The organism is Spirosoma sp. KCTC 42546 (assembly GCF_006965485.1).
Lineage (GTDB): Bacteria > Bacteroidota > Bacteroidia > Cytophagales > Spirosomataceae > Spirosoma.
Genome location: NZ_CP041360.1, coordinates 3,018,537 through 3,041,647, shown reverse-complemented (window position 1 = coordinate 3,041,647; position 23,111 = coordinate 3,018,537). Strand labels below are relative to the sequence as shown.

The 23,111-nt window shown below is 47.0% G+C and carries 25 protein-coding genes; 12 read left to right on the top strand and 13 right to left on the bottom strand.

Annotation, left to right across the window (positions count from 1 at the left end; all coding sequences use genetic code 11):
- The first annotated feature begins 40 nt into the window (after positions 1–40).
- The 3 genes from metG (at position 41) to EXU85_RS12260 (ending at position 2,852) form a co-directional block, all read left to right on the top strand.
- On the top strand, positions 41–2,089 hold the full coding sequence (gene metG / locus EXU85_RS12265) for a methionine--tRNA ligase (protein WP_210422464.1): 2,049 nt from the start codon (positions 41–43) through the stop codon (positions 2,087–2,089).
- Positions 2,090–2,212: 123 nt separating this feature from the next.
- Entirely contained in the window at positions 2,213–2,371 is a 159-nt protein-coding gene (locus tag EXU85_RS35325; protein ID WP_168207777.1) for a hypothetical protein, read from the top strand.
- Entirely contained in the window at positions 2,352–2,852 is a 501-nt protein-coding gene (locus tag EXU85_RS12260; protein ID WP_142772354.1) for a DUF6169 family protein, read from the top strand. The genes EXU85_RS35325 and EXU85_RS12260 overlap by 20 nt, the downstream gene beginning before the upstream one ends.
- A 1-nt stretch (position 2,853) precedes the next feature.
- Here the strand turns inward: EXU85_RS12260 and EXU85_RS12255 are convergent, their stop codons facing one another.
- Both EXU85_RS12255 and EXU85_RS12250 read right to left on the bottom strand, forming a co-directional pair.
- A complete protein-coding gene (locus EXU85_RS12255) occupies positions 2,854–4,110 on the bottom strand; it encodes a DUF2264 domain-containing protein (RefSeq protein ID WP_142772353.1) in 1,257 nt (418 codons plus the stop codon).
- Between the two features lie 134 nt (positions 4,111–4,244).
- Positions 4,245–5,576 carry a Gfo/Idh/MocA family protein gene (locus EXU85_RS12250; RefSeq protein ID WP_142772352.1) on the bottom strand — a complete coding sequence of 444 codons (1,332 nt, stop codon included), beginning with the start codon at positions 5,574–5,576 and terminating at the stop codon, positions 4,245–4,247.
- Positions 5,577–5,714: 138 nt separating this feature from the next.
- Between EXU85_RS12250 and EXU85_RS12245 the strand changes: the two genes are divergently transcribed.
- A complete protein-coding gene (locus tag EXU85_RS12245; protein WP_142772351.1) occupies positions 5,715–7,475 on the top strand; it encodes an ABC transporter ATP-binding protein in 1,761 nt (586 codons plus the stop codon).
- Here EXU85_RS12245 and EXU85_RS12240 read toward each other — a convergent pair whose 3' ends face one another.
- The gene (locus tag EXU85_RS12240) at positions 7,476–7,826 is read right to left on the bottom strand and encodes a hypothetical protein (RefSeq protein ID WP_142772350.1); all 351 of its coding nucleotides are present in this window, start codon (positions 7,824–7,826) and stop codon (positions 7,476–7,478) included.
- Between the two features lie 65 nt (positions 7,827–7,891).
- Positions 7,892–9,181: a hemolysin family protein gene (locus EXU85_RS12235; protein ID WP_142772349.1), complete on the bottom strand. Its 1,290-nt coding sequence runs from the start codon at positions 9,179–9,181 to the stop codon at positions 7,892–7,894.
- A gap of 119 nt (positions 9,182–9,300) precedes the next feature.
- On the opposite strand from EXU85_RS12235, the gene EXU85_RS12230 reads away from it, so the two are divergent.
- The 4 genes from EXU85_RS12230 to EXU85_RS12215 all read left to right on the top strand — a co-directional run bounded on the left by EXU85_RS12230 (position 9,301) and on the right by EXU85_RS12215 (position 12,526).
- On the top strand, positions 9,301–10,005 hold the full coding sequence (locus EXU85_RS12230) for an NUDIX hydrolase (protein ID WP_142772348.1): 705 nt from the start codon (positions 9,301–9,303) through the stop codon (positions 10,003–10,005).
- A 457-nt stretch (positions 10,006–10,462) separates the two neighbouring features.
- Positions 10,463–11,215, top strand: a complete 753-nt coding sequence (locus EXU85_RS12225) for a YHYH protein (protein WP_210422463.1) — start codon at positions 10,463–10,465, stop codon at positions 11,213–11,215.
- The gene (locus EXU85_RS12220; protein ID WP_142772346.1) at positions 11,187–11,843 is read left to right on the top strand and encodes a toxin-antitoxin system YwqK family antitoxin; all 657 of its coding nucleotides are present in this window, start codon (positions 11,187–11,189) and stop codon (positions 11,841–11,843) included. The genes EXU85_RS12225 and EXU85_RS12220 overlap by 29 nt, the downstream gene beginning before the upstream one ends.
- Positions 11,844–11,878: 35 nt before the next feature.
- Positions 11,879–12,526, top strand: coding sequence for an SCO family protein (locus EXU85_RS12215; RefSeq protein ID WP_142772345.1), 648 nt, complete (start codon positions 11,879–11,881; stop codon positions 12,524–12,526).
- 23 nt (positions 12,527–12,549) lie between these two features.
- On the opposite strand, the gene EXU85_RS12210 is transcribed toward EXU85_RS12215, so the two are convergent.
- The 5 genes from EXU85_RS12210 to EXU85_RS12190 form a co-directional block, all read right to left on the bottom strand.
- Complete coding sequence (locus EXU85_RS12210; RefSeq protein ID WP_142772344.1) at positions 12,550–13,056, bottom strand: heme-degrading domain-containing protein; 507 nt, start codon at positions 13,054–13,056, stop codon at positions 12,550–12,552.
- Between the two features lie 9 nt (positions 13,057–13,065).
- Positions 13,066–13,536: a pantetheine-phosphate adenylyltransferase gene (gene coaD, locus EXU85_RS12205; RefSeq protein WP_142772343.1), complete on the bottom strand. Its 471-nt coding sequence runs from the start codon at positions 13,534–13,536 to the stop codon at positions 13,066–13,068.
- Positions 13,537–13,603: 67 nt separating this feature from the next.
- Positions 13,604–14,482 (bottom strand): DUF3822 family protein, encoded by an 879-nt coding sequence (locus EXU85_RS12200; protein ID WP_142776697.1) that lies wholly within the window; start codon positions 14,480–14,482, stop codon positions 13,604–13,606.
- A gap of 102 nt (positions 14,483–14,584) precedes the next feature.
- The gene (locus EXU85_RS12195; RefSeq protein WP_142772342.1) at positions 14,585–15,115 is read right to left on the bottom strand and encodes an NUDIX hydrolase; all 531 of its coding nucleotides are present in this window, start codon (positions 15,113–15,115) and stop codon (positions 14,585–14,587) included.
- 119 nt (positions 15,116–15,234) lie between these two features.
- Positions 15,235–15,672: a CBS domain-containing protein gene (locus EXU85_RS12190; protein ID WP_142772341.1), complete on the bottom strand. Its 438-nt coding sequence runs from the start codon at positions 15,670–15,672 to the stop codon at positions 15,235–15,237.
- 165 nt (positions 15,673–15,837) lie between these two features.
- On the opposite strand from EXU85_RS12190, the gene EXU85_RS12185 reads away from it, so the two are divergent.
- Positions 15,838–17,331, top strand: a complete 1,494-nt coding sequence (locus EXU85_RS12185; protein ID WP_142772340.1) for an ATP-dependent RecD-like DNA helicase — start codon at positions 15,838–15,840, stop codon at positions 17,329–17,331.
- 95 nt (positions 17,332–17,426) lie between these two features.
- On the top strand, positions 17,427–18,059 hold the full coding sequence (locus EXU85_RS12180; protein WP_246859535.1) for a DUF4126 domain-containing protein: 633 nt from the start codon (positions 17,427–17,429) through the stop codon (positions 18,057–18,059).
- Positions 18,060–18,129: 70 nt separating this feature from the next.
- Here the strand turns inward: EXU85_RS12180 and htpG are convergent, their stop codons facing one another.
- The gene (htpG, locus tag EXU85_RS12175) at positions 18,130–19,974 is read right to left on the bottom strand and encodes a molecular chaperone HtpG (protein WP_142772339.1); all 1,845 of its coding nucleotides are present in this window, start codon (positions 19,972–19,974) and stop codon (positions 18,130–18,132) included.
- A gap of 149 nt (positions 19,975–20,123) precedes the next feature.
- Between htpG and EXU85_RS12170 the strand changes: the two genes are divergently transcribed.
- Together EXU85_RS12170 and EXU85_RS12165 are read left to right on the top strand one after the other, a co-directional pair.
- Positions 20,124–20,489 carry a hypothetical protein gene (locus tag EXU85_RS12170; RefSeq protein WP_142772338.1) on the top strand — a complete coding sequence of 122 codons (366 nt, stop codon included), beginning with the start codon at positions 20,124–20,126 and terminating at the stop codon, positions 20,487–20,489.
- A 50-nt stretch (positions 20,490–20,539) separates the two neighbouring features.
- Positions 20,540–20,848, top strand: coding sequence for a rhodanese-like domain-containing protein (locus tag EXU85_RS12165; protein ID WP_142772337.1), 309 nt, complete (start codon positions 20,540–20,542; stop codon positions 20,846–20,848).
- Between the two features lies 1 nt (position 20,849).
- Here the strand turns inward: EXU85_RS12165 and EXU85_RS12160 are convergent, their stop codons facing one another.
- The 3 genes from EXU85_RS12160 to rplS form a co-directional block, all read right to left on the bottom strand.
- On the bottom strand, positions 20,850–21,779 hold the full coding sequence (locus EXU85_RS12160; RefSeq protein ID WP_142772336.1) for a bestrophin family protein: 930 nt from the start codon (positions 21,777–21,779) through the stop codon (positions 20,850–20,852).
- Positions 21,780–21,823: 44 nt separating this feature from the next.
- A complete protein-coding gene (dapF, locus tag EXU85_RS12155) occupies positions 21,824–22,597 on the bottom strand; it encodes a diaminopimelate epimerase (protein ID WP_142776695.1) in 774 nt (257 codons plus the stop codon).
- Between the two features lie 83 nt (positions 22,598–22,680).
- On the bottom strand, positions 22,681–23,055 hold the full coding sequence (rplS, locus tag EXU85_RS12150; RefSeq protein WP_142772335.1) for a 50S ribosomal protein L19: 375 nt from the start codon (positions 23,053–23,055) through the stop codon (positions 22,681–22,683).
- Between the last annotated feature and the right edge of the window lie 56 nt (positions 23,056–23,111).

Genomic DNA, 23,111 nt, shown 5'->3' with positions numbered 1-23,111 from the left:
GCCAGATAACTTCAGACGTCAAACATCGAACCTCAAACTGATGTTAGAAAATCCCCAACGCTATACCGTTACGGCGGCCCTGATCTATGCCAACGGCCCGATTCACATCGGCCACATTGCTGGCTGCTACCTGCCCGCCGACATTTACGTACGCTACCTCCGTTCAACGGGCAAAGATGTCGCCTTTATCAGCGGTACCGATGAGCATGGAGTACCTATTACTATTAAAGCCAAAAAAGAAGGCATTACTCCTCAGGAGGTTGTGGATAAATACTACGGCCAGATCAAACAGGCGTTCAGCGACTTTGGTATCTCGTTCGATATTTACTCGCGAACCTCAAATCAAGTTCACCACGAGACCTCACAGGAGTTTTTCACAAAACTCTACGAAAAAGGTGATTTTGATGAAGAAGTTACGGAACAGTATTTCGACGAAGTGGCCAATCAGTTTCTGGCCGACCGCTATATTGTGGGAACCTGTCCGGTTTGCGGAAACCCCAATGCCTATGGCGACCAATGCGAACGCTGCGGTACGGCCCTCAGCCCTACCGAACTGATTGAGCCTCATTCCATGCTGTCGGGCTCCAAGCCCGTAATGCGCTCGACCAAAAACTGGTTTCTGCCTTTAGACCGCATGCAGCCAAAAATTGAAGAATACGTTAACAGCCATACCGAATGGAAAACGAACGTATTTGGTCAGTGTCAGTCGTGGCTGAAGGAAGGTCTGCGTCCCCGCGCCATGACCCGCGACCTCGACTGGGGCATCAAAGTTCCCCTGCCTGATGCCGATGGCAAGGTGCTGTATGTTTGGTTCGATGCGCCTATCGGCTACATTTCTATGACCAAAGAGTGGGCCGCTGAACAAGGCCGTGATTGGGAACTGTACTGGCGAGACGAGCATACGAAACTGGTGCACTTTATTGGCAAAGACAATATCGTTTTCCACTGTATCATCTTCCCCGCCATGCTAATGGCGGAAGGCAGCTATATTCTGGCTGACAATGTGCCAGCCAACGAGTTTATGAACCTCGAAGGTGATAAGATTAGTACGTCGCGCAACTGGGCGGTCTGGCTGCACGAATATCTGGAAGAACTTCCCGGCAAACAGGACGTACTGCGCTATGTGCTGGCGGCTAATGCGCCCGAAACCAAAGACAGCGAGTTCACTTGGAAAGACTTCCAGACCCGTAACAACGCCGAATTGGTGGGCATCTTCGGCAATTTTGTAAACCGGGCAGTAGTCCTTACACAGAAATTCTGCGATGGCAAAGTGCCTGTCCGTGGTGAATTAACGGACTATGATAAACAGGTTATAGATGAGCTAGCGCAGTTTCCGGACCGAATCGGGCAATCGATTGGGAATTATAAATTCCGGGAGGCATTGGGTTTTCTGATGGATCTGGCACGACTTGGCAATAAATACCTGGCCGAAACCGAGCCCTGGAAAGTGGTCAAAACCGACCCGCTGCGAGCCAATACGATCCTGAATATCGCGCTTCAAATCTCGGCGAACCTGAGCATTGTTTGTGAACCATTCCTGCCGTTCACGTCAGAGAAACTTCGCAGCCAATTGGGCATCACCGAGCATTTCAACTGGACGAACGCAGGCCGAGCTGACCTTCTGGTTGAGGGAACCCTCTTAGGCAAAGGCGAATTACTGTTCGCGAAAATAGAAGACGACGAAATAAATACACAGATTCAGAAATTGCTGAATGCGAAACGAATGAATGAACTAGAAACTAAAACAGTACCCGAACTACGGCCTGAGATTACGTACGACGACTTTGCCAAATTAGATATCCGTATCGGCACTATCACCGAAGCCGAACGCGTTCCTAAAAGCGATAAGTTACTCAAACTAAAAGTTGATGATGGATTGGGCGGCCGTCAAATTCTAAGCGGCATTGCCAAGCACTTCGCTCCCGAAGAAATCATTGGTAAGCAGGTAACATTCCTGGCCAATCTGGCACCCCGAAAAATGATGGGCTTTGAGTCGCAGGGGATGATCCTGATGGCCGAAGACCGCGATGGAAAACTCGCTCTCATCGCGCCTAGCGACGGAGTCTGGAATGGCGGAACGGTGAGCTAAGCCATTCAAAAACAGTAAGCTAAAAAGCCGGGAGCCTTAGTTCCCGGCTTTTTGCATTGAACCCGCCTGGCTGTTTCATTTGTTACTAACAAATAAGTACTTTTGAAAAAAACCGTCCTCGTCATGGAAACACAGCAAAAAGAAAAAATAACACCCGAAAAGGCGCTCGCCTGGCTAATTAGAAGTCAGGAACGGAAGAGAGAGCTACAGGAACAGTTTCAAAAAGACTGCGACTCGGGGCGAATTCAGGAATTATTGAAAGATGCAAAACCCGCCTATTGAAGGATACAGGCCTTATTTTATTAACGGAGCGTATGTATTCACTACAGATGATAAACGAATTTATTCCGTTACGTTCGAAGAGCAACCTTTCTTTGAGGACAGCGAATTTGTGCTCGCCGATCGTACCTATGAAGTTTTCCTAACCCTGCAAAAAGCACCACCCGCCTATTCAACCGATCCCCGAATTGGCGCTACATTAACAGGTATTATTCAAAATTTCATTGAGAAAGACCCACTACGCATTGTATTCTTCACCTGCGACACTGCCGATGGCAGACATCATGCCCGTTTCAAACGCTTTAACGACTGGTTTCGGGAGAATAACAATCGGCGGTATCTCAAACTAGAAGACAGCATTGACTATCCGGCCATTAACAAGCTGTTCCTTATCGCGTTAATCATGCGAAACGATCACCCTTATGGCGGAGACGTGCTCTCATCCTTCGTCAAACTCAATGCTTATCTCCGCTCCCGTAAATAACTTACCCCTTTATCGCATGGTCAACGTTCACGTCCTGTCCTGACCAGATTTTTTTCGATGTCCAGTCTGTAGCAGGTGCCGACCAGAAGGGATCTGACACAGCTAAGCCCAACGGCAAAAACGCCACTGAACACAGGTATAAACTTCCCGTCGAAATATAGGCTTCGCCAATAGAAGGCTGATGACCGCACAACCCGATTTGCAGCCAGCCTTTTATATCGAACGTACCCGGTGCGTCCATCGTTCGATGCATCACGGCAGTTAGTGCCGAGCGGACTTGGCCGGGCAACAGCTCTGGCGGTAGGTTTCCCTGCAAAGCAATCTGTGACAATAATTGAAACGCTCCACATCGGTAAGCTAAGGAGCGTCCGAAAGCAGCAAACGAACCATCGGGATTAATCAATCGCTCCTGAATCATCGCATAACGTTGGGCGCGAGTTAGCAAGGATTCGTACAAACTTTTCTCCGCTTTTCCAGCGTCAACCAGCGTTTTAACCACATCCAGCAACATGGGCTGAATGACATAGCTATTGTAATAGTCCCAATGAAAATCAGGGCCATCGCCATAGGCACCATCGCCTTTATACCAGGCCTGGTGTTGCCGAATGGCATAATCCATCCGGACTTCATCGCCAGAACCCGTATATTTCAGCAAGGCAGCTTCGACCATCGCCGTAAACAACAGCCAATTGCTATAACCCGGCTTAATAACCCGACTCGCCTGTAAGGCTTTCACTACATTAGCCTGTTCCTCTGCACTTAACGAATGCCAAAGTTTGGGCGAGCGAACTAAGCCATGCGCCAGAAATGCAGAATCGACCAATGGTTGCCCCCCTTTCGTAAAATTCAGAAAATCGACTGACTGCGGATTCGTACCATTCGCAATGGCCTTTTTGGCCAGCGCCAGATATGTTTGCCGTGAACGACCTTCTGGCGAATCATCTGCCCCTAACTCAAGCCAGGGAGCCAGGCCAGCTAAGGTACGTCCCAAGGCTTCGAGATGTGAAACGTCTATTCGGCTTGCCTGCTGACCAGGTGCCGCTTCTACGGGCATAGTCGCTTTCAGTCGATTCTGTGCTAGAGCCGATAAAACCGGGTCAGCAATTTTCAATACTGTTTGGAGCCAGTAAGCGCGGTCATCGATAGGGGCTTTGGTATCTTCCGAAACACCTGAAGCAGACCCCAAACTCGCAATCGGGTTAATGCCTACACTAACTGGCAGCGCGGCAGCTAACCGGGCAAATGTGCGTCGTTTCATATAGTTATTGTCATTCGCCGTCAGTCATTGTTATTCTGTAGTCAATCATTGTCCTAATTCCGATACCGTTTTACCAATCAGTGACTATGCACTACAAATAACAATTCATGACCACACATGACAAATAATGACGATTAAACAACAGGCTTCCATCCTTTTTCGTACTCACGTCCCCACAGCTTCATGGCTTCTTTGTCATGGAGAATATGGCCGTTCGATGGATCTGTATGAACGATACTTCCGGTGCGTTGGGAAATATTCGCCAAATGACACAGCAATACTGATCTGTGTCCCTGTGCAATATCGGCGTTGGGTTTTGACTTACCCCGGACACTTTCCAGGAAATTATCCAGGTGATAGGCATCCAATTGTTCGCCACCCGGACTGACGGCATTCGTAGAGGTACTGGTCGGTGCATCTCCCTTTACATCTTTTATGACTTTGCCCCCTAAATCCAGAATCTGGTAATCTGGCCCACTTTGTGGAGCAGACAGTACTCCTTTATCGCCATAAATGGTAAAGCCACGGCCGCTTTTTTCGGGACCAAATGCCTGACAGCTTAACCCTTCCCAGGTAATGGTCGCCTTGTCACCGAATTCAAAGGTAGCGATCTGCGTATCAGGCGTCTGCCAGTCGTCGCCTTTATAGGCATAGCGACCGCCCGCAGAAGTTACTTTGGTCGGGAAATCCACGCCCATCAGCCAACGGCAGCAGTCAAGTTCATGCGTACCGTTGTTACAGGCTTCGCCCGTTCCCCAATTCCAGAACCAGTGCCAGTTATAGGGAACAACATTATCCTGATACCCTTTTCGCGGAGCTGGGCCCTGCCATAAATCCCAATCGAGGGTGGTAGGAACCGCGATGGATTTGCCGGTTCCAATTGGCTTTCGGTTGTTGTAATACCATGCTCGGGCAAAATAAGGCTTTCCAATCGCTCCGTCCTGAATATCTTTAGCCGCCTGTTGCAGGGTCGGCCAAGATCGGCGCTGGCTACCCATTTGTACAATACGGTTATGTTTTCGGGCGGCTTCCAGCAACCACTCCCCTTCCTGCGGATTATGTCCACACGGTTTTTCGACGTATACGTGTTTCCCCGCCGAACAGGCCAGAATACCTGCTGGAGCGTGCCAGTGATCGGGCGTGGCGATGGCAACAGCATCGAGGTCTTTTCGTTCCAGCAATTTACGTAAGTCTTTTATGACGGTTGGCTTACGGGTTTGTCCCGCCTTTTCAACCGCTTTCAGCCCGTTGGCAATGGCTCCGTCTTCTACATCACAGATATAGCCCACTTCGGCACCGGGCAGTTTTGAAAAAATACCAGCCAGCCAACTCCCCCGCGATTGAACGCCAATCAGGCCAATGACCACTTTTTCGCTGGGCGCATTTCGCCCAAAAATTGGGAAGGGTAAAATCTGGGTTGCCAGTCCGGCAACAGCGGTATTCTGAACAAAGTCTCGGCGATTCATCTCGATGCTTGATTACGTAGATAGCTGTTAAAGCGACAAACGATAGCGTTCTTACTGTTTCCGTTTGCTATGGACTAAATTCGGAAACGTTCGGCCGGAAAATGCTGTTACCGTTTTGAACTCGCCATTTTGCTTTCCGTGAACGAAGAACAGAAAAGCGGTCGGATTTTTGACCTCGCCATTCTCCGCCGACTATATGCGTTTGTAAAACCTTATCAAACTCGTTTTTATCTTTTGATAGGGATTATTATGCTGGCAGCCTGCCTGGCACCACTAACACCTTTACTCATTCGCTATACGATCGATAACGTGATTGCGATGGGCGACTACCAGAAGTTGACCCAAATGCTGGTCATTATGATTGGTGTACTGGTGGTTCAGGCCGTCATTCAATTTTTAAACACCTATTTATCAGGCTGGTTGGGGCAGTATGTGATCCGTGATATTCGGACCCAGTTATACCGCAAAATTCTACATCTGCGCCTAAAATTCTTCGATAACACCCCTATCGGTCGACTAGTTACGCGGTCCATTTCGGACGTAGAAACGCTGGCCGATGTGTTTAGCGAAGGTATGGCGGCTATTGCGGGTGATATTTTGCAACTGGTCCTGATTATTGGGGTGATGGTCTACACCGACTGGCGGTTGGCGGCTATCAGTCTGTCGACCATTCCGTTGATGTTATTCAGCACCTATGTGTTCAAGGAGAAAATCAAAAAATCCTTCAATGAGGTGCGGACTGCGGTTGCCAACCTGAACTCGTTTGTGCAGGAGCATATTACGGGCATGAACATTGTCCAGATTTTTGGTAGTGAGAAAATCGAAGCCGAAAAGTTTCGGGTTATCAACGACGAACACCGGGCTGCTAACATTCGCTCCATCTGGTACTACTCCGTTTATTATCCCGTTGCCGATATAATATCGGCAGTAGCGGTTGGCTTGGTCGTCTGGTATGGAGCAACGCAGATTATTCACTCCGATGTTACGTTCGGGACGGTTACAGCATTCGTGATGTTTATCAACTTGTTCTTCCGTCCTATTCGGATGCTGGCCGATCGGTTTAACACACTCCAGATGGGTATCGTCAGCACCGACCGCATTCTGAAACTTTTAGATAGCGACGAATTTACCGTTGATAACGGTTCCTTTACGCCTACGGCTATTCAGGGAAAAGTCGAATTTGACCATGTTTGGTTTGCCTATAATAATGAAGACTGGGTACTCCGCGATATTTCGTTCCGGGTCAACGCGGGCGAAACGGTGGCCTTTGTGGGCGCAACAGGCGCGGGTAAATCATCCATTATTAACTTATTGAGCCGCTTTTATGATATTAACAAAGGCGAAATCAAGATCGATGGCGTCGACGTTCATGAATATGAGCTAGGGCATTTACGTCGGAACATTGGCGTTGTGCTACAGGACGTTTTCCTGTTCTCCGATACCATAGAAAACAACATTACCCTGGGCGATAAAACAATCAGCCACGATAAAATTGTGGAAGCCGCAAAATTAGTTGGTGTTCACGACTTCATCGAACGACTTCCAGGCGCTTATCAGTACAACGTCATGGAACGCGGTTCCACCCTCTCGGTTGGACAGCGGCAATTGATTTCGTTTGTTCGGGCTATGGTGCAAGACCCCAAAATCATTGTGCTTGACGAAGCCACTTCATCTGTAGATACCGAAACAGAGGAGATGATTCAGAATGCGATCAGCAAGCTGATGAAAGGCCGTACAGCTATCGTAATCGCTCACCGTCTGTCGACCATTCAGAAAGCCAATAACATCATTGTGGTCGACAAAGGCCGCATTGTTGAGCAGGGCAACCACGAAGAATTGCTACAACAAGAGGGCTTCTACGCTAATTTGTACCGCATGCAGTATAAAGAAGTGGTGTAGTTACTTGCCAAAAAGGGCTTCCTCTTCTTCGGGTCCGGCTCCAGAAGTCCCTTCTGTAAGTACATCGTGACCTGATACATTAGGCTTTGCATTGGTAGGGCCTGGTCCGCTCCCATCGAGCGCATACGCAATTGAATCGGCCAGATCATCAGGTGCAATTTTGGCGGGCTGGGCATCGCTCGACTCAATCTGGTCAGAACTAACTGGCTCGGGATAGGATTCCTGAGACGAGAGACCATCGCGCTGATCAATGACTTCCTCATCAGCATTAGGATCATTTTCCATACCGGTTTGCACGCGGCTGGAGTCACCGCCGGTTAACTCGCTGGGGTTAAGCATGAAGTGTCGCATGGGCGTCGATGAGTTTAGTTCTCATTGATAACCCGTAACACCCGATAGCTGTTTACAAACAGGAATTATTCTTCGATTAATTTCTTCACCAAAATCTTATCAATCCGGCTTTTATCCATATCCACAATCTCGAACTGGTACTTATGCCAAACGAACGTTTCCCCCGCTTTAGGAATGTCTTTCAGGATATGGAGCGCAAAACCACCGAGCGTATCGAAACCCGTTAATTCTCGTCTAGCCTGGGCATTGATATTAATGGAAAAATAAGAGAGAAAATCTTCGAACGGCAATTGAGCATCAATCAGGAAACTGCCATCTTCCCGCTCACGGATTTCGTAATCGGAGTGAACATCGTCATTAATATCGCCAACCAGCACATCCAGGATATCGTTAAGCGTGATCACTCCCAGAACCCCACCGTACTCATCAACGATTACGCCAACATACTGCCGCCGTTCCCGGAAGCGCTCCAATACCTGATAAGCCTTGTTATTTTCGGGGATAAACAACGCATCCCGCTTCATATCAGTCAAGCGCAGAAGCTCCGTATCGAGGTCTTTTCCTAGAAAATCTTTCGAATAAATCAGGCCCACTACCTCATCGACGCTGCCGTTACAAAGTGGGTAAACCGAATGCTTATAGTCTAGAATTTTGGCCTTATTTTCAAACGGCTCATCTTCCAGATCGAGGTACACGATCTCCTGTCGATTGGTCATAAGGGAGGTAATCTTACGGTCGCCAAGCTGAAATACATTCTGAACAATTTCCTGTTCAATTTCCTCAATGGCGCCACCCGAGGTCCCTTCCTGAATCAAACTTTTAATTTCTTCTTCCGTTACGGCACTCTCATTGGGTTTGATATTCAGAATCTTAAGCAACAAATCGCTCGAAACCGTGAGCAGTGCAATAAAAGGTGAGGTTAGTTTCGAAAGAAAAATCATGGGGGCTGCCATTGTTTTGGCAATGCCTTCGGGATTCGACAGACCAATGCGTTTCGGCACTAGTTCGCCAAAGACCAACGAGAGATAGGTCAGCAGAAACAAAACCAGTACAACGGACACCGAGTGCGCATAAGGCCGGAGAATATCTATCTGGGCAACAAAATTCTGAACATCGTCCGTCAGTTTATCGCCCGAAAAAATACCAAGTAAAATACCAATCAGCGTGATACCGATCTGTACTGTTGACAAAAATCGGTTGGGGGAGTTTGACAGGTCGAGCGCTACCTGCGCACGGCGATCACCGTTTTTGGCGGCAGTTTCTAATTTGGACTTACGCGATGAGACTAGAGCAATTTCTGACATCGAGAACACGCCGTTCAGAATGGTCAGGAGTAATATAATGAGGAGTTCCACAAAGGAAGTAGGTTGACTTATTGCAAAAATATAGAAACTGAACTGGTTTGCAACTAAATTGACCGTGTGACAGACCGTCAGTTTCACTACTTTTACGACTTGATCCGCTTATTGTTCTGATGATTGTTTTTATTAACGACCGCCCAATCCGGCTCGTTGGCCCCAAAGCCGCTGCGCAACTTACCAATTCTGGGTCGAATAGTCCGACCTTTACTGATTATGATGAGATTGTCGATGCACGTTTAGAGTCGCTCAAGGAAGATTCCCTGCACGGGCATCTACTAGTCCTGAACACAACTCCAGCCACAGTCAGTAAAGTTCTCAATCTTCTTCAAAAAGCAGATGCCAGTCATTTGCTGTCTATTACGTTGGGCTGCCTTGATAAGGCAGCCTGCGAAGAGGCCATTAAAAAGCCATTTAAAGTCATTAAAGCAGCGGGGGGTATCGTTTATAAGGGAGACAAAATACTGCTGATGTTCCGTCGGGGTGTTTGGGATCTTCCCAAAGGGAAGTTAGACGCTGGCGAATCATCGAAACAGGGGGCTGCCCGCGAAGTAGAAGAAGAAACTGGAGTTCGGGTAGCCGTTAGTGAACGGATCTGCACCACCTGGCATACCTATAAACTTAACGGCAACCGTATCCTGAAACGAACTAAGTGGTACAGAATGAGCGTTTTAGATGATAGCCATATGACACCTCAGGCCGATGAGGACATTGAGAAACTGGCCTGGCTCAACCCCAAAGAAACGAAATTGGCCCTCACGAACTCCTTTAGCTCCATTCGATTTGTTATTGATGAAGCCGGAAAGGGTTCTAACGTATAGGTAAGAGAGCAAATTGGTTTCCTGAAAATGTCCAACAGCAGGTCAGCTATAGTATAGATTTAACGCCAGTTCGGGAAACGGGCGACTGAGTCCTATCTGCCACTTCGCTTGTATTAGTGTAATCTTTGCGTCGGGACGAACCTTACCCATGCACACTTTACGCCAAAAACAGCCCATTTACCAGGCACAATCACGAATCAGACGCCCGTCTTATTCATCAGGGTAATCTGCTTTTCGTCAATTCAAGCTCCATACTTTAGGAGCTTCTGGGCTTACACAGCAACACATTTCGCATTATCGAATTCAGTCTGCCTTCTGGGGGTGGAGGCTTCATGGCCAAGAATAATCTGCATTGATTATCTAGCAAAAAAGTTTTCTGGTAGCCGTAGGTTTTTTTTCAACTGGTCGTCTAATGACCCGAAGACCAATCATCCGTCCAACAGGAAAACTAAAAAAAATGCAGAAACTAATATTTCCAATGTTGCTATTAAGCGTGCTGGCCTGTAGCAAGAGCGATGACACCTCCAGCACAACCACACCTATTACTACAGGTAGTGTGGATATTACCAGCGTGGTGAAGGCCAAGTTTGCAAGCGGGGTTACAATTACCACCAGTGGTGATAACCTGATATTAAAAAGCGATGGTCGCCCAAATCATAAAACGCCTTACTGGGGTGTGGGCAATGCCTTATATGAACCATTTCCGTCAGGTCATGCGGCCAACCCCAATACGATGGTTGCTCAAAACTATACCATGACCATTCCAGCCAAACCTGCTGGGGCAAGCACCCATGAGGAAACATCGCTTGGGGCTATTGGACTGGCAATCACGGGTGCCCCTATTTTCAATAATAACGAAGGGGGTAATGTCGCCTTAAACGCGGGGACCATCACCTCGTTTGATGGAGCTGGTGCTCACCCAGCGCAAGCAGGCGATTATCATTATCACGTTACGGGTACGTATACAACGACCGATGATGCCAAACTAGTAGGATTTTTACGAGATGGTTTCCCTTTATACGGTCGCAAGGATAAAGATGGCACCTACCCGAGCAACCTTGATGCTTATAATGGCCATACCGCTGCTACTACTGAGTTTCCAGACGGAATTTACCATTACCATACTCGAAATGAGAACTATCTAAATACGGGCTATTACATCCTTAAATCGGGTAGCTATTATGGTACAAAGGGAACATTCACTCAATAGAATCTTTCTGTTGGCAACTGCTTATTGCTGCTTTGTGGTGGCAATAAGCAGTTGTGTCAATGAATCAACAGCAACGACCAAACTAATACAGGCGAAGGATTACACCATTGACACAACGGGCATTCCAAAGGATACTGTGTTAGGGAGTGACCAAAGATTGGCGGTGCTTAACGGCATTTATCTGTTGAACAACAAAAAATATTCGGGTATTCTAAAAGAGCTTTACCCGAACGGCACCGTAAAAACCTATGCCTCCGTATATCAGGGAAGGTTACATGGCCGGTATAAAAGTTTCTATGAAAATGGGCATCCATATGAAGTGCGGCTTTATAGGAATAACCTGAGCACGGGCCGGCATTATGGCTATTGGCCGGAGCGGGGAATCCTTAAATTTGATTACACCTATTTTGACGAAAAACGAGAAGGTCAACAAAAACGATGGTACAAGAATGGCAAGCCTTATTTATTTACTACCTACACCGATGACCATGAAGATGGGCTTCAACAAGGCTGGCGAGAGAATGGAAAACTGTATCTGAACTATGTAGCCAAAGATGGTCATCGATACGGCCTACAACAAGCTGCACTTTGTTATACACTTCGTAAGCAGAAAATAAAATCCCAATAAACGGACTGTACCTTCCCGCCTTGCAACCCTTATCAATGTCAACTACATACCAACAACGAATTAACTATAGTTTACTAGTTGTATTGATTGTCCTGCTGACCACCTGTGAGCAGCCGCAGGAACGGAAATTACCCTATTATAACACCTCTGACTTCACTCCCCATTTTGACAAAGAAGTATCGGACAATTTTCATCGCATACGGCCTTTTAAGCTTACTGCGCACACGGGGCAGGCATTCACCGAAAAAAACATGGATGGGAAGATATGTGTTGCTAACTTCTTTTTTACGACCTGTCCAGGTATTTGCCCACGCATGACCATCAATATGAAGGTGTTACAGGATACCTTCCTCCTCGATAAAAACATTCAGCTTATTTCTCACTCCGTAACGCCGGACAAAGACAGCGTGGCTCGACTACAAGCGTTTGCTAAATCAAAAAAGGTAGATGCTCGTAAATGGCTATTGCTTACTGGCAGTAAAGAAGAAATATATAACCTCGGACGAAAATTCTACTTCGTCGAAGAAGATCTTGGCGAAAAAAGAGACACCGACGTTTTTTTACACACCGAAAATTTTGTGTTAACCGATAAAAAACGGCGCATTCGTGGCATTTACAATGGCCTCAATATATCGTCCGTGCAAAATCTTATTGCCGATATCCGGGCGTTAGAAAAGGAATAGCCCTATTTCATCAACTGTCTTTTCTAGCTAGGAGTATCCAACGCCAACTCGCGAATTGGATGATTCAACCAGGTTGCCAGAACGTCAACTAGTACATTATGATCTTCCCGCTGTGGCAAACCTGAAATAGTAAGGGTACCCATGCAGCCCGTTCCTCGAATCCAAAGCGGGAAGCAACCCCCGTGGGGGGCATAATCACGATCGGGAAGCCCAGCCTTATCCATGAGTGTGGTTTGATTTTTCTTCAACTCCAGCCCAACGGCGTACGAACTCCGGTGATAACGCAGCACCACGTTCCGCTTCCGACGTATCCAATCCACATTATCGGGTGTAGTACCGGGCATGGCAAAGAAAAATAAGGGCTGACCCATAAACTGAATGTCGATGGCTACGGCTTTACCACGGGCTTCTACAGATTCTTTTAGTCGAGTGCCCAATTGCCAGGCCGTATCGTGCGTAAAAGCGTCGAATTGAAGCTGCTGTTCCTGAAGCGCAATCCGCGCCAGATCCTGATCGATTGATGCATCCATATATCCAGTTTATACGGCTTTCGCTTTTTCCAATTGATAGGGTAAAAACTCATCCACCTGCTGGCCATAGCGATGCAGGTCGCGAATAATACTGGAGCTGATAGGCGCTAATTGAGGAGAGGTAATTAAAAAAACCGTTTCAACATCTTCATAAACGTATCGATTCACCTGCGAGATACCATTTTCGTACTCAAAGTCAGTGGTGTTTCGCAGCCCCCGAAGCAGGAACTTTGCGCCAATGTCACGGGCAACATTCGCGGTCAGGTCATCGTAGCTCATAACCCGTACTGCCGAATAATCGGCAAATGCACCCTCAATTAACTGGGTCATTTGTTCCAGTGGGAAATACCGCTCTTTACGTGCATTACGCCCAATCCCAATAACGACTTCGTCAAATAGTCGTAAACCTCTTAATACAATGTCTTCGTGGCCTTTGGTAAATGGGTCAAATGAGCCAGGGAACAGAGCGATACGCTTCATAATTCACGTGAGTTAGTAAATGAGCGAATGGATAAATAAGTGACTAAAATTGCCGGACGGCATTCACTCATTCACTCAGTAAACCTAATCCATATAAGCTCAAATACCGATGAGCTGGTAAGTCCTCAAATTCATTGGCCAATATCAGGCCAGGAGGTGTTTGTCCAAACGACAAATTGGGCAGGAATCGACTCAACTCGGTATAGGCCTCCGCAAATGGTGTGATTTCACCATATAAGGATAAGTTAACGTTGTCAATCATTAACCCCTGTTCATCAATCACATACAGAACATAATAGGCCAAATCCTGGACGTTTTTATACCCAAACCGATTACAATAGCGTAGTTGATGCTCCTTCCGGTATATGATTGATACAAACTCGTCTTCAAAATATAAATAAACGGTATCAGGTGTCAGCGAACGTCGGTCTAAATCGGCAGTGGCTTGTATCAGTGCACTAACCTGATGCACGAATGTCAACGGCTGAAGCGGATACACTTCCGAAAAATAATCGGCAAGTGGGTGTTCCAGATTGAATACCGTTAGAAAACCTTCCGACTCATGCGGGTAGGCCTGGGCAAACTCGTGAGCGGGTAGTTCACTTCCTCTCATCAGCGCCAGATAGCTACCAGCATATTCTTTACGATAGAGTGGCTGTGGAACCAGGGTAAACGATGGCGAATTGACACCAATCCGAATCTCCTGCCAGGGGCCAGCCGATAGCACCGCATGATCGCGGAATACATCAGGAAGGATGCTCGTCAGCGGTCGATCGGTCAATAGGGATGGAAACATGTAGTCCTCCAGATACAAAGCCCGGCCGCGCTTATCCTGAACCAATAATTGAAACCGATCCCGGCCTACTTCAAGGCAAAGCACCGATTTATCGGTTTGCCTCGGGTCGAACGAGTCAGCATGGATGGTTACGGTGGGTGCGAGGGTCACAGCGATTTGCACAACTTCAGCGAACTAACAGGTGAAGGAAAAAATCAATAAACCGTTGAATTTTTTAATAGTCAGGTCAGCAATACCAGGCCTTTCTACTTATTACTGCAAATAGCCACGAAGGCGGAATACATCATCGAGTGAATCGCAATACTGAAATAACGCGTGCACCTCTTTGGGCGGGTAGCGTTTGATTTCCTCGAAGCTCATCAGCCTGACTTCTTCAATAATTTGTCCGTCGAGGCTCATTTCGGGATCTATTCCCAGTCGAACAGAACCACCCGTTGCGCGAACCTCAAAAAACAACTCCATGGCATGAAGGGGTGGTTGGATAAATTCGTTCACGAACAACATATCGCCAATTTCCACCTCCAGGCCCGTTTCTTCCATAAACTCCCGAATTAAAGCGTTGGGCGCTGTCTCATTAAACTGCGGTCCACCACCCGGCGGGCACCAGAACGTATCTGTTGGCCCGATACCCCGGTGCCGAACCATTAATAAACGATCTCCTTCCCGATACAGGCCACATACCCGCAAACGAAGGCGATTTCCATATAGTTTTTGTACTTCTTCGCGGGTCGAATCTACTGCATCAGCAGAGGACAGGCCGGGAAAATCCATTACTTGCGTCATGGCATAATTGGTATTGGGGACGCAAAGGTATGAGATTTTAAGTATTAGTAGTTAGTAGCGAGGAGTGAGAATGCCTGCAATCCTTATTCTCACTCCTCGCTACTAACTACTAATACTACTTAATACGGGCTTCCAGAAATATAACTTTCTAATGAGTCGATCCGGGTTTTTTGGTCTACGATAATCGCTTTTACGACATCGTTGATTGAAATTATCCCAATGAGTTCTCCATTATCCATAACAGGCAGGTGACGGATATGCTTATCTGACATAATTTGCATACACTCCTCCAACCGCTGGTCTGGCCCAATGGTAATCACATTGGCGGTCATAACATCGGCAATGAGCGTATCATCCGAATGCCGATCTTTCAGAATTACTTTCCGGGCATAGTCACGTTCGGAGAAGATTCCCGTCAGTACCCCTTTATCAACAACTAATAAAGCACCGATATTCTTTTCGGCCATTACCCTGAGTGCATCCAGTACGGTTTGGTCCGACGAAACGGAGTAAAGGGCGTTCACCGTTTTGCCCTGAAGGATTTGACGAATTTTCATGTGAGTCAGAAGGATTTAGTTGTCGGTGAAAATAACAAAAAAGGAGAAAGGACGAAAGGGAAAGTGGAGAAAGGATTAAAAATAACTTAAAAACATCTTCCTTTCCTCCTGGAGAAGGGTATCCGTTTACTTTTTCCTTTGCCTGTTTTTTTGTAACTTAGAAGCATGAACGAAACCCAAACAGCTGCTGATTTGCTGGCTAAACGGTTCCCCTTTAAGCCTACTTCTGGTCAAACACAGTTCTTTGAACAAATTGGTGCATTCATCGCTCAGGAAGATGTTGAACACTATCGCGACTGCTTTCTCTTACGTGGCTACGCGGGTACAGGTAAAACCACACTCGTTGGCACGCTCATTAAGGTGTTGCCCCGTTTCGGCTACAAATCGATCCTACTAGCCCCTACGGGTCGGGCAGCTAAGGTTATGACCAATTACGCCAAAAAGTCAGCGCAAACGATTCACCGGAAAATCTATCGACAGGTAGCCGATCCGGGTTCAGGAACGCTGGCGTTTCAACGGCAGAAAAACTATCACGAAGACACCCTCTTCATTGTCGATGAAGCGTCGATGATTTCCGATGAAGCCGATTTTGGTGGCAAAGGCTTATTAACCGACCTGATTGACTTTGTTTTTGAAGGGCCCGGCAACAAGTTGCTGCTCGTTGGCGATACTGCTCAGCTTCCTCCTGTTGGTCGTGAGTTAAGTCCTGCCCTGGATCGGGGGTTTCTGGCCAGTGCGTTCGACATGACCGTATATGAGCAGGAGTTGACCGAAGTGATGCGTCAGGAGGAAGAATCAGGTATTCTTTACAATGCTACGGGTTTACGCATGTTACTTACAAATGATGGCTCACCTACGCCAAAAGCAGTTGGTTTCGATGCCCTCCTGACTGATAACACATCGTCACCATCGGCAGATATGCCTGCCATACGTCTGAATGTTCGCTCCTTTACTGATATTTATAAAATGCCACTGACCAAACTGGAAGATGGCATTCGGTATGCTTACGATAAGTATGGTCGGGAGAATACAGCCATTATTTGCCGCTCGAATAAAACAGCCGTTCAGTACAATCAGTTTGTCCGGCGAATGATTGACCAGTGCGAGGAAGAACTCGATGCGGGCGATATGCTTATGATTGCCCGAAATAATTACACCGTGCTCGATGAAGACTCACCAGCGGGCTTTCTGGCCAACGGAGAGTTTGCCGAGGTGCAGAAAATCCGAAATAAAGAAGAAATGCACGGTTTCCGATTCGCGACCGTTACGCTCCGATTAGTCGATTATGAAGAGCAACCCGATTTCGACGCAAAAATCATGCTCGATACCCTGCATACGCCGGTACCCTCGCTGACATCGGATCAATACAAGGCTTTATACGAGAGCGTTGCAAAGGATTATTTTTACATCAAAAGCAAGAAAGAACGATCGGAAGCGATCCGGCGCGACCCATACCTGAATGCCTTACAGGTAAAGTTTGCCTACGCCCTCACCTGCCACAAAGCGCAGGGTGGCCAGTGGAGTGCAGTCTTTGTCGATCAGGGGTTTCTGCCCGAAGGTCAGGTGAACGATGAATTTGTGCGATGGCTCTATACAGCCCTTACCCGAGCAACGGACGAAGCCTTTCTGATGAATTTCAATCCGCAGTTTTTTAATTAGATTGAACACGGTTTCCCGTATTCAGTTTACAAACTCAGTAGGCTTTCATTAGAACCTACCTACTATAAACAGAATACTTAAAACGTTCACTAATTATGTCCTTCGAATGGATTATGAGTGCCTGTATTGGCGTTGGTCTGGCTGCCTGCTGTGGCTTTCGGGTATTTGTACCCTTACTCATTGCCAGTGCAGCTACCAAACTTGGCTTTATTGACACCATGGCCGGTTTTGAGTGGCTAAGTGGTTGGCCTGCCATCTTAGGACTAACGGTGGCTACCGTATTTGAAATCGGGGCCTATTACATTCCCTGGCTCGATAATGCCCTTGATACCATTGCCACGCCTACCTCTATTATTGCTGGCACTATACTTAGCACCTCGCTTCTTCAAATTGATAATCCAGTATTACACTGGGGCCTGGGCGCAATTCTGGGGGGAAGCTCAGCCGGTATCGTTCAGGCAGGAACAAGTTTACTTCGGCTTGGCTCTACCGCCACTACCGGCGGAGTGGGAAATCCCGTTGTGGCTACAGGCGAGAACGTTGCATCGATTGGGTTATCAATCTTCAGTATTTTTCTACCCTTGCTGGCTGTCGCTGTTATCGTCCTTATCCTTATTTTTATCCTCGGCCGCTTAGTATCCCGCCGAAAAGTATGGTTTACCCGAGCTCCCAAACAAGCGGGCGGATCAATAAGCCAGATACCCCGCAGTAACAATGGCCGCTCCTAAACAGATTCGGTATTTGGTTTACGGTTAAACCAGAAAACCGTAAACCAAATACCGAAAACCAGTTCAGCTATTACAGTTTCTCTACTGTCCGGCGGACAAAGGCTGTTAAGTCAGCACCCGTAAGCATATTTTGCGAAAGCAGTGCCAGGTCATACAGCTGCTTCACCAGCGATTTCTGAGCGTCGGTATCGGCTTCAGCCAAAATCTTAGCAACCAGTGGATGGTTAGCATTGACGACCACATTGTAGGTTGCAGGTAAATTACCATAGAATGACTGTTCGCCTGAAAGAGCCGCCATATCCTTCATCCGGCGCATAAACTCCGGCATGGTGATGGTAACGGGCAATTCGTCGGTTGGCTGGGCTTCCACACTCACATTGAGCATTTTATTGTCAAGCACCTGCTCAAACACCTCTTTCAGTTTTGTCTGATCAGCTTCCGATAATACGCTTTCGTTGTTAAGGCCCTTGTCAATCAGTTTGTCGATTGAATCGGCATCGACACGCTGGAAATGCACTTTCTCGAGCTTCTGCTCCAGTGCATTGATAAAGTGTGCGTCGATAACATTATCCATCAGCAAAACATCATACCCACGCCGGGTTGCCGACTCAATATAACTGTGCTGTTGTTTACGGTCGGACGTATAAAGCAGAACCAGCGTTCCGTTTTTGTCGGTCTGGTTAGCCTGTATTTTCTCCCGATACTCGTCCAAGGTAGAAAAAACGCCTTCCGTATTTTTTAGCAATACGAAGTTCTTGGCTTTATCCCAGAATTTCTCATCGCTCAGGATACCGTATTTGATAAACAGACCGATGTCATCAAACTTTTCTTCAAAGGCTTTCCGATCGGCATTGAACAACTCGTTCAGTTTATCAGCGACTTTCCGGGTTATATACCCGTTAATTTTCTTGACGTTCGAATCAGCCTGCAGGAAGCTCCGCGATACGTTAAGTGGAATATCGGGCGAGTCAATCACGCCGTGAAGCATCATCAGGAAGTCGGGTACTACGTCCTTCACCTCATCGGTAATAAACACCTGGCGGCTATACAACTGGATTTTCTCCCGTTGGAAACGCAGTTCGTTTTTGATGCGCGGGAAGTACAGAATACCCGTCAGATTAAACGGATAATCAACGTTCAGGTGAATCCAGAACAGCGGCTCTTCGCTCATTGGATACAACTCTTTGTAGAACGTCTTGTAATCTTCGTCGGTTAGTTCCGCTGGCGACTTCGTCCAGATGGGTGTGGTGTTATTAACCACCTCTCCGTCAAACTCCACCGGTACGGGCAGGAAGCGAGCGTATTTGTTTAATATAGACTGTAGCCGACCTTTATCCAGAAACTCTTCAGAATCTGGAGCAATATGCAGAATGATATCCGTTCCGCGCTCAGCCCGCTCAGCAGTCGTTAATTCAAATTCGGTTGAGCCATCGCAAACCCAGCGAACAGGCTCTGCATTGTCGCGATAGGACTTCGTAACGATTTCAACGGACGAGGCAACCATAAAGGCCGAATAGAAGCCCAAGCCGAAATGACCGATAATCTGGCCCTTATCGTCTGTTTTGTCTTTATATTTCTCCAGAAAATCAGTTGCGCCCGAGAACGCAATCTGGTTAATATACTTTTTGACTTCATCGGCGGTCATACCAATACCGTTATCGCTAACCGTAATGGTTTTGGCTTCCTCATCCAGCGAAACTGTCACTTTCAAATCACCTAATTCGCCCCCAAACTCACCAAATGAAGTCAGTTGACTCAGTTTCTGGGTGGCATCGACAGCGTTAGAGACTAATTCGCGCAGGAAAATCTCATGATCAGAGTAAAGAAACTTTTTGATAATGGGGAAGATATTCTCGGTATGGATCGAAATCTGGCCCCGCGTAGACTCGCCCTTCTCGTTCTGTACGGCTTCCATAAGGTATAGTTAGATGTATGTATGATATAGCAGATTTGTCGTCAAATCTTGTTCCAGTGTGAGCTTAGCTGACAGATTGACAGATTACTTTTTCCTGCTAGATACAACGGTTTGTGCCTTTTAAGAGTCTATCACCAAAAAACATAGCCATGCGACTAATCACCCTACTTACCTATATATTGATGTATCAGTTTGTAGGTTGTCAAACACAAACAACACCTGAAGCAAAATCCGAGCGCACTGAATCAGCCTATATAGTTGGCAATCAGATCCCTTTTGATGGATGTGAAGAATCGGTTAGACTTGAGACCAGTGCTTCTGCGACCCCGATTCGCTATAAACCGACATCGGCCTCACTACCTATTTTACAAAAGGCTCTCGGAAATGATAATCAGGGCGAAAAATCGGTTACAATTCGTTTTAGAGAGACGGGCAACCAAGTCGAGCTACTGTGTGGATGGGGAGCCAAACCCAAAGTAGGCGAAATAGAGATTCTGGAACTAACAGCCCGATAAGTGAATGAGTCGAGTGAACAGGGATTGCGTGTTCATTGTTAGGCTGCCATATGGACATGCCTTCTTACACCGATATTTCCTTGTCTGATCTCGAATTGCTACGCCAGCAACCGGCTAGCGCTGTCCTAGATGTACGAGACGAGTGGGAATTTGACGAGTTCAACATTGGCGGGTTAAACATTCCACTGCCCGACATCCGGGCCCGAAAGGCTGAACTCTTGCCTTACAATCCGCTGATTGTGATTTGTACCAACGGGGTTCGTAGCCGGGTTGCAGCCAAAGATTTACTCCGCCAGCCAGAATTTCAGCATAAAACCATTTATCACCTGCATGGAGGTATAATCGAAGCAGTCGATTAGCTTATGTGACAATCGTGAAGCCAGGCCGGGCAGCCTGTTTTTCAACATGAGGCAGATAGATCTGTAATATATCGTGGACATTTACCCGAATCAACTGGCTCAACTGATTTAGAGGTAAGTCATTCCGCTCCAAACCGAACGGTTCTTCAATTTCTTCGCCAATCATTTCAAGCCCAACCAGAATATACGACGTTAACACAACGGCTGGAATAGTTAGATATCCAAAAGCATCCATAACCGTAAACGGTAATAAGGCTACATACAGCATGATAAACAGCTTGATAAACAGCATGTACGAAAACGGAATTGGGGTACTTTTAATCCGCTCACAAATGCCACACACATCCATCAAGGTCGTTAGGTGCTGATTCAGATTGATATGCTGCGATTCTGAGATATGCCCTGCCCGGTAGAGTGCCTCCGTTTTTACCCATAATTGATTAGCCACGCCAGCAGGTTTGTGATCGAAATTATTCAGGTCACGTCGTTCTCCTTCTTCAACCATATCCAGTTCGTCCATCCTGAGCATATCGCGCAGGTGATTCTTAAGGGCAAATGGAAAATTGGAAATTGCTTTGGCAAAAAACAAGCGGCTCTCTTTATCCCCTTCCGGCAAAACAGCATTAAAGAAGATAGCCAGATTACGACAATTGTTCACTAACTCGCCCCAGGCCTGTCGTCCCTCATAGAAACGGTCATACGCTGTATTAGTCCGAAAAATCAGCAACAGGCTTAACAAAATACCCATAGCTCCCAGAAATGAACCGGGGGTATCTTTCAGACGTAAATCGGTATAATGCATTTCAGCGACCGTAATCAATGTTACGTAAACGCCTACCACAACTAACCGACGCATGAGCGCTTTGGCTGTAGGGCCCGTATGGAAATGCCAGATGGATGGGAGAATTCCTTTATTCTTGTAAAGAATCATTCGGATATAAACGTGTGTAGTTCCTTACCTAACCAACAGGAATGCTAAACAGTTATTGTTCCTGCAAAAACTCGTTTAGCTGGCCCAATCAGATAGATGTTATCAAACTGCTCATCAGCTTTGGGATGGAACGATACCCGAAGGTTGCCGCCAAGGGTTTTAATAAATACGGGATCGGACATATGTAGTTGACGCTGTGCGACTAACGCAACAGCCGTTACACCAGTACCACAGGAGTAGGTCTCGTCTTCAACACCACGCTCATACGTCCTGACAAACAAGGTATTGCTATCAATTGGCTGAACAAAATTAACATTTGTACCGCCAGGCAGAAAACGCGAATCATAACGAATAGAGCGGCCTTCGCTTACTACATCAAGTGATTCCAGGTCATCAACAAACTGAACAACATGGGGGGAGCCCGTATTCAGAAATGTAAGCCCTTCTCGATCATCAATTCCCGCCACTTCACTCATTTTCAGGAAAATATCGTCTCCACGAACCTCGGCTTTGTGTTCACCATCAACGGCTAGGAAGCGGGTTTCGCTTTCAAACACGCCCAGATCGTGGGCAAATCGGACAATACAACGGCCCCCATTCCCACACATGCTCCCTTCGGCACCATCCGCATTAAAATAAATCATCCGAAAGTCGTACTCAGGATCGTTGCGCAGGAGAATAAGCCCATCCGCCCCAATACCAAACCGACGATGACAAATCCGCTCAATCAATGTCTGATCAGACACGGGAAAGGTTTCATCTCGGTCATCAATCAGCACAAAATCATTGCCGGTGCCCTGGTATTTAAAAAAGTCGATAGTCATATGCGTAAATGGTGGTCAAAGGGAACAAAAAAAGCCACCTTTTCAGGCAGCTTTTGATTTTTTGGGCAAACAGGCAATTAAGCTGCTGCAACTGCCTTTGGTTTCCGCTCTTTCACACGAGCTGCTTTACCCTGGCGACCGCGCAGGTAGAACAACCGGGCCCGGCGTACTTTACCAAGACGAACAACTTCAACCTTGTCGATATTAGGCGACAGAAGCGGGAAAATCCGTTCTACACCTACACCATTGGATACCTTGCGAACGGTGAATGTTTCACCACCGCTGCTTGGATTCCGGCGTTGGATTACCGTACCCGTAAAGACCTGAATACGCTCTTTATTTCCTTCGCGGATTTTAACGTGTACGTTCACCGTATCGCCGGCCCGGAATGTGGGCAACTCGGTGCGACGCTGCGCGTTGTCTGCCTCCACTAATTTGATTAACTCGCTCATGACCGTATATAAATCGCCAGATAAGTATTTGCGAAATGAGCCGCAAAGATAGTAAA

What these genes read in the sequence shown, in the direction of transcription:
- metG (WP_210422464.1), top strand. Translation starts at nt 41, where the DNA reads ATGTTAGAAAATCCCCAACGCTATACCGTTACGGCGGCCCTGATCTAT.
- EXU85_RS35325 (WP_168207777.1), top strand. Translation starts at nt 2,213, where the DNA reads ATGGAAACACAGCAAAAAGAAAAAATAACACCCGAAAAGGCGCTCGCC.
- EXU85_RS12260 (WP_142772354.1), top strand. Translation starts at nt 2,352, where the DNA reads ATGCAAAACCCGCCTATTGAAGGATACAGGCCTTATTTTATTAACGGA.
- EXU85_RS12255 (WP_142772353.1), bottom strand. Translation starts at nt 4,110, where the DNA reads ATGAAACGACGCACATTTGCCCGGTTAGCTGCCGCGCTGCCAGTTAGT.
- EXU85_RS12250 (WP_142772352.1), bottom strand. Translation starts at nt 5,576, where the DNA reads ATGAATCGCCGAGACTTTGTTCAGAATACCGCTGTTGCCGGACTGGCA.
- EXU85_RS12240 (WP_142772350.1), bottom strand. Translation starts at nt 7,826, where the DNA reads ATGCGACACTTCATGCTTAACCCCAGCGAGTTAACCGGCGGTGACTCC.
- EXU85_RS12230 (WP_142772348.1), top strand. Translation starts at nt 9,301, where the DNA reads ATGATTGTTTTTATTAACGACCGCCCAATCCGGCTCGTTGGCCCCAAA.
- EXU85_RS12225 (WP_210422463.1), top strand. Translation starts at nt 10,463, where the DNA reads ATGCAGAAACTAATATTTCCAATGTTGCTATTAAGCGTGCTGGCCTGT.
- EXU85_RS12220 (WP_142772346.1), top strand. Translation starts at nt 11,187, where the DNA reads ATGGTACAAAGGGAACATTCACTCAATAGAATCTTTCTGTTGGCAACT.
- EXU85_RS12215 (WP_142772345.1), top strand. Translation starts at nt 11,879, where the DNA reads ATGTCAACTACATACCAACAACGAATTAACTATAGTTTACTAGTTGTA.
- EXU85_RS12210 (WP_142772344.1), bottom strand. Translation starts at nt 13,056, where the DNA reads ATGGATGCATCAATCGATCAGGATCTGGCGCGGATTGCGCTTCAGGAA.
- coaD (WP_142772343.1), bottom strand. Translation starts at nt 13,536, where the DNA reads ATGAAGCGTATCGCTCTGTTCCCTGGCTCATTTGACCCATTTACCAAA.
- EXU85_RS12195 (WP_142772342.1), bottom strand. Translation starts at nt 15,115, where the DNA reads ATGACGCAAGTAATGGATTTTCCCGGCCTGTCCTCTGCTGATGCAGTA.
- EXU85_RS12190 (WP_142772341.1), bottom strand. Translation starts at nt 15,672, where the DNA reads ATGAAAATTCGTCAAATCCTTCAGGGCAAAACGGTGAACGCCCTTTAC.
- EXU85_RS12185 (WP_142772340.1), top strand. Translation starts at nt 15,838, where the DNA reads ATGAACGAAACCCAAACAGCTGCTGATTTGCTGGCTAAACGGTTCCCC.
- EXU85_RS12180 (WP_246859535.1), top strand. Translation starts at nt 17,427, where the DNA reads ATGTCCTTCGAATGGATTATGAGTGCCTGTATTGGCGTTGGTCTGGCT.
- htpG (WP_142772339.1), bottom strand. Translation starts at nt 19,974, where the DNA reads ATGGAAGCCGTACAGAACGAGAAGGGCGAGTCTACGCGGGGCCAGATT.
- EXU85_RS12170 (WP_142772338.1), top strand. Translation starts at nt 20,124, where the DNA reads ATGCGACTAATCACCCTACTTACCTATATATTGATGTATCAGTTTGTA.
- EXU85_RS12165 (WP_142772337.1), top strand. Translation starts at nt 20,540, where the DNA reads ATGGACATGCCTTCTTACACCGATATTTCCTTGTCTGATCTCGAATTG.
- EXU85_RS12160 (WP_142772336.1), bottom strand. Translation starts at nt 21,779, where the DNA reads ATGATTCTTTACAAGAATAAAGGAATTCTCCCATCCATCTGGCATTTC.
- rplS (WP_142772335.1), bottom strand. Translation starts at nt 23,055, where the DNA reads ATGAGCGAGTTAATCAAATTAGTGGAGGCAGACAACGCGCAGCGTCGC.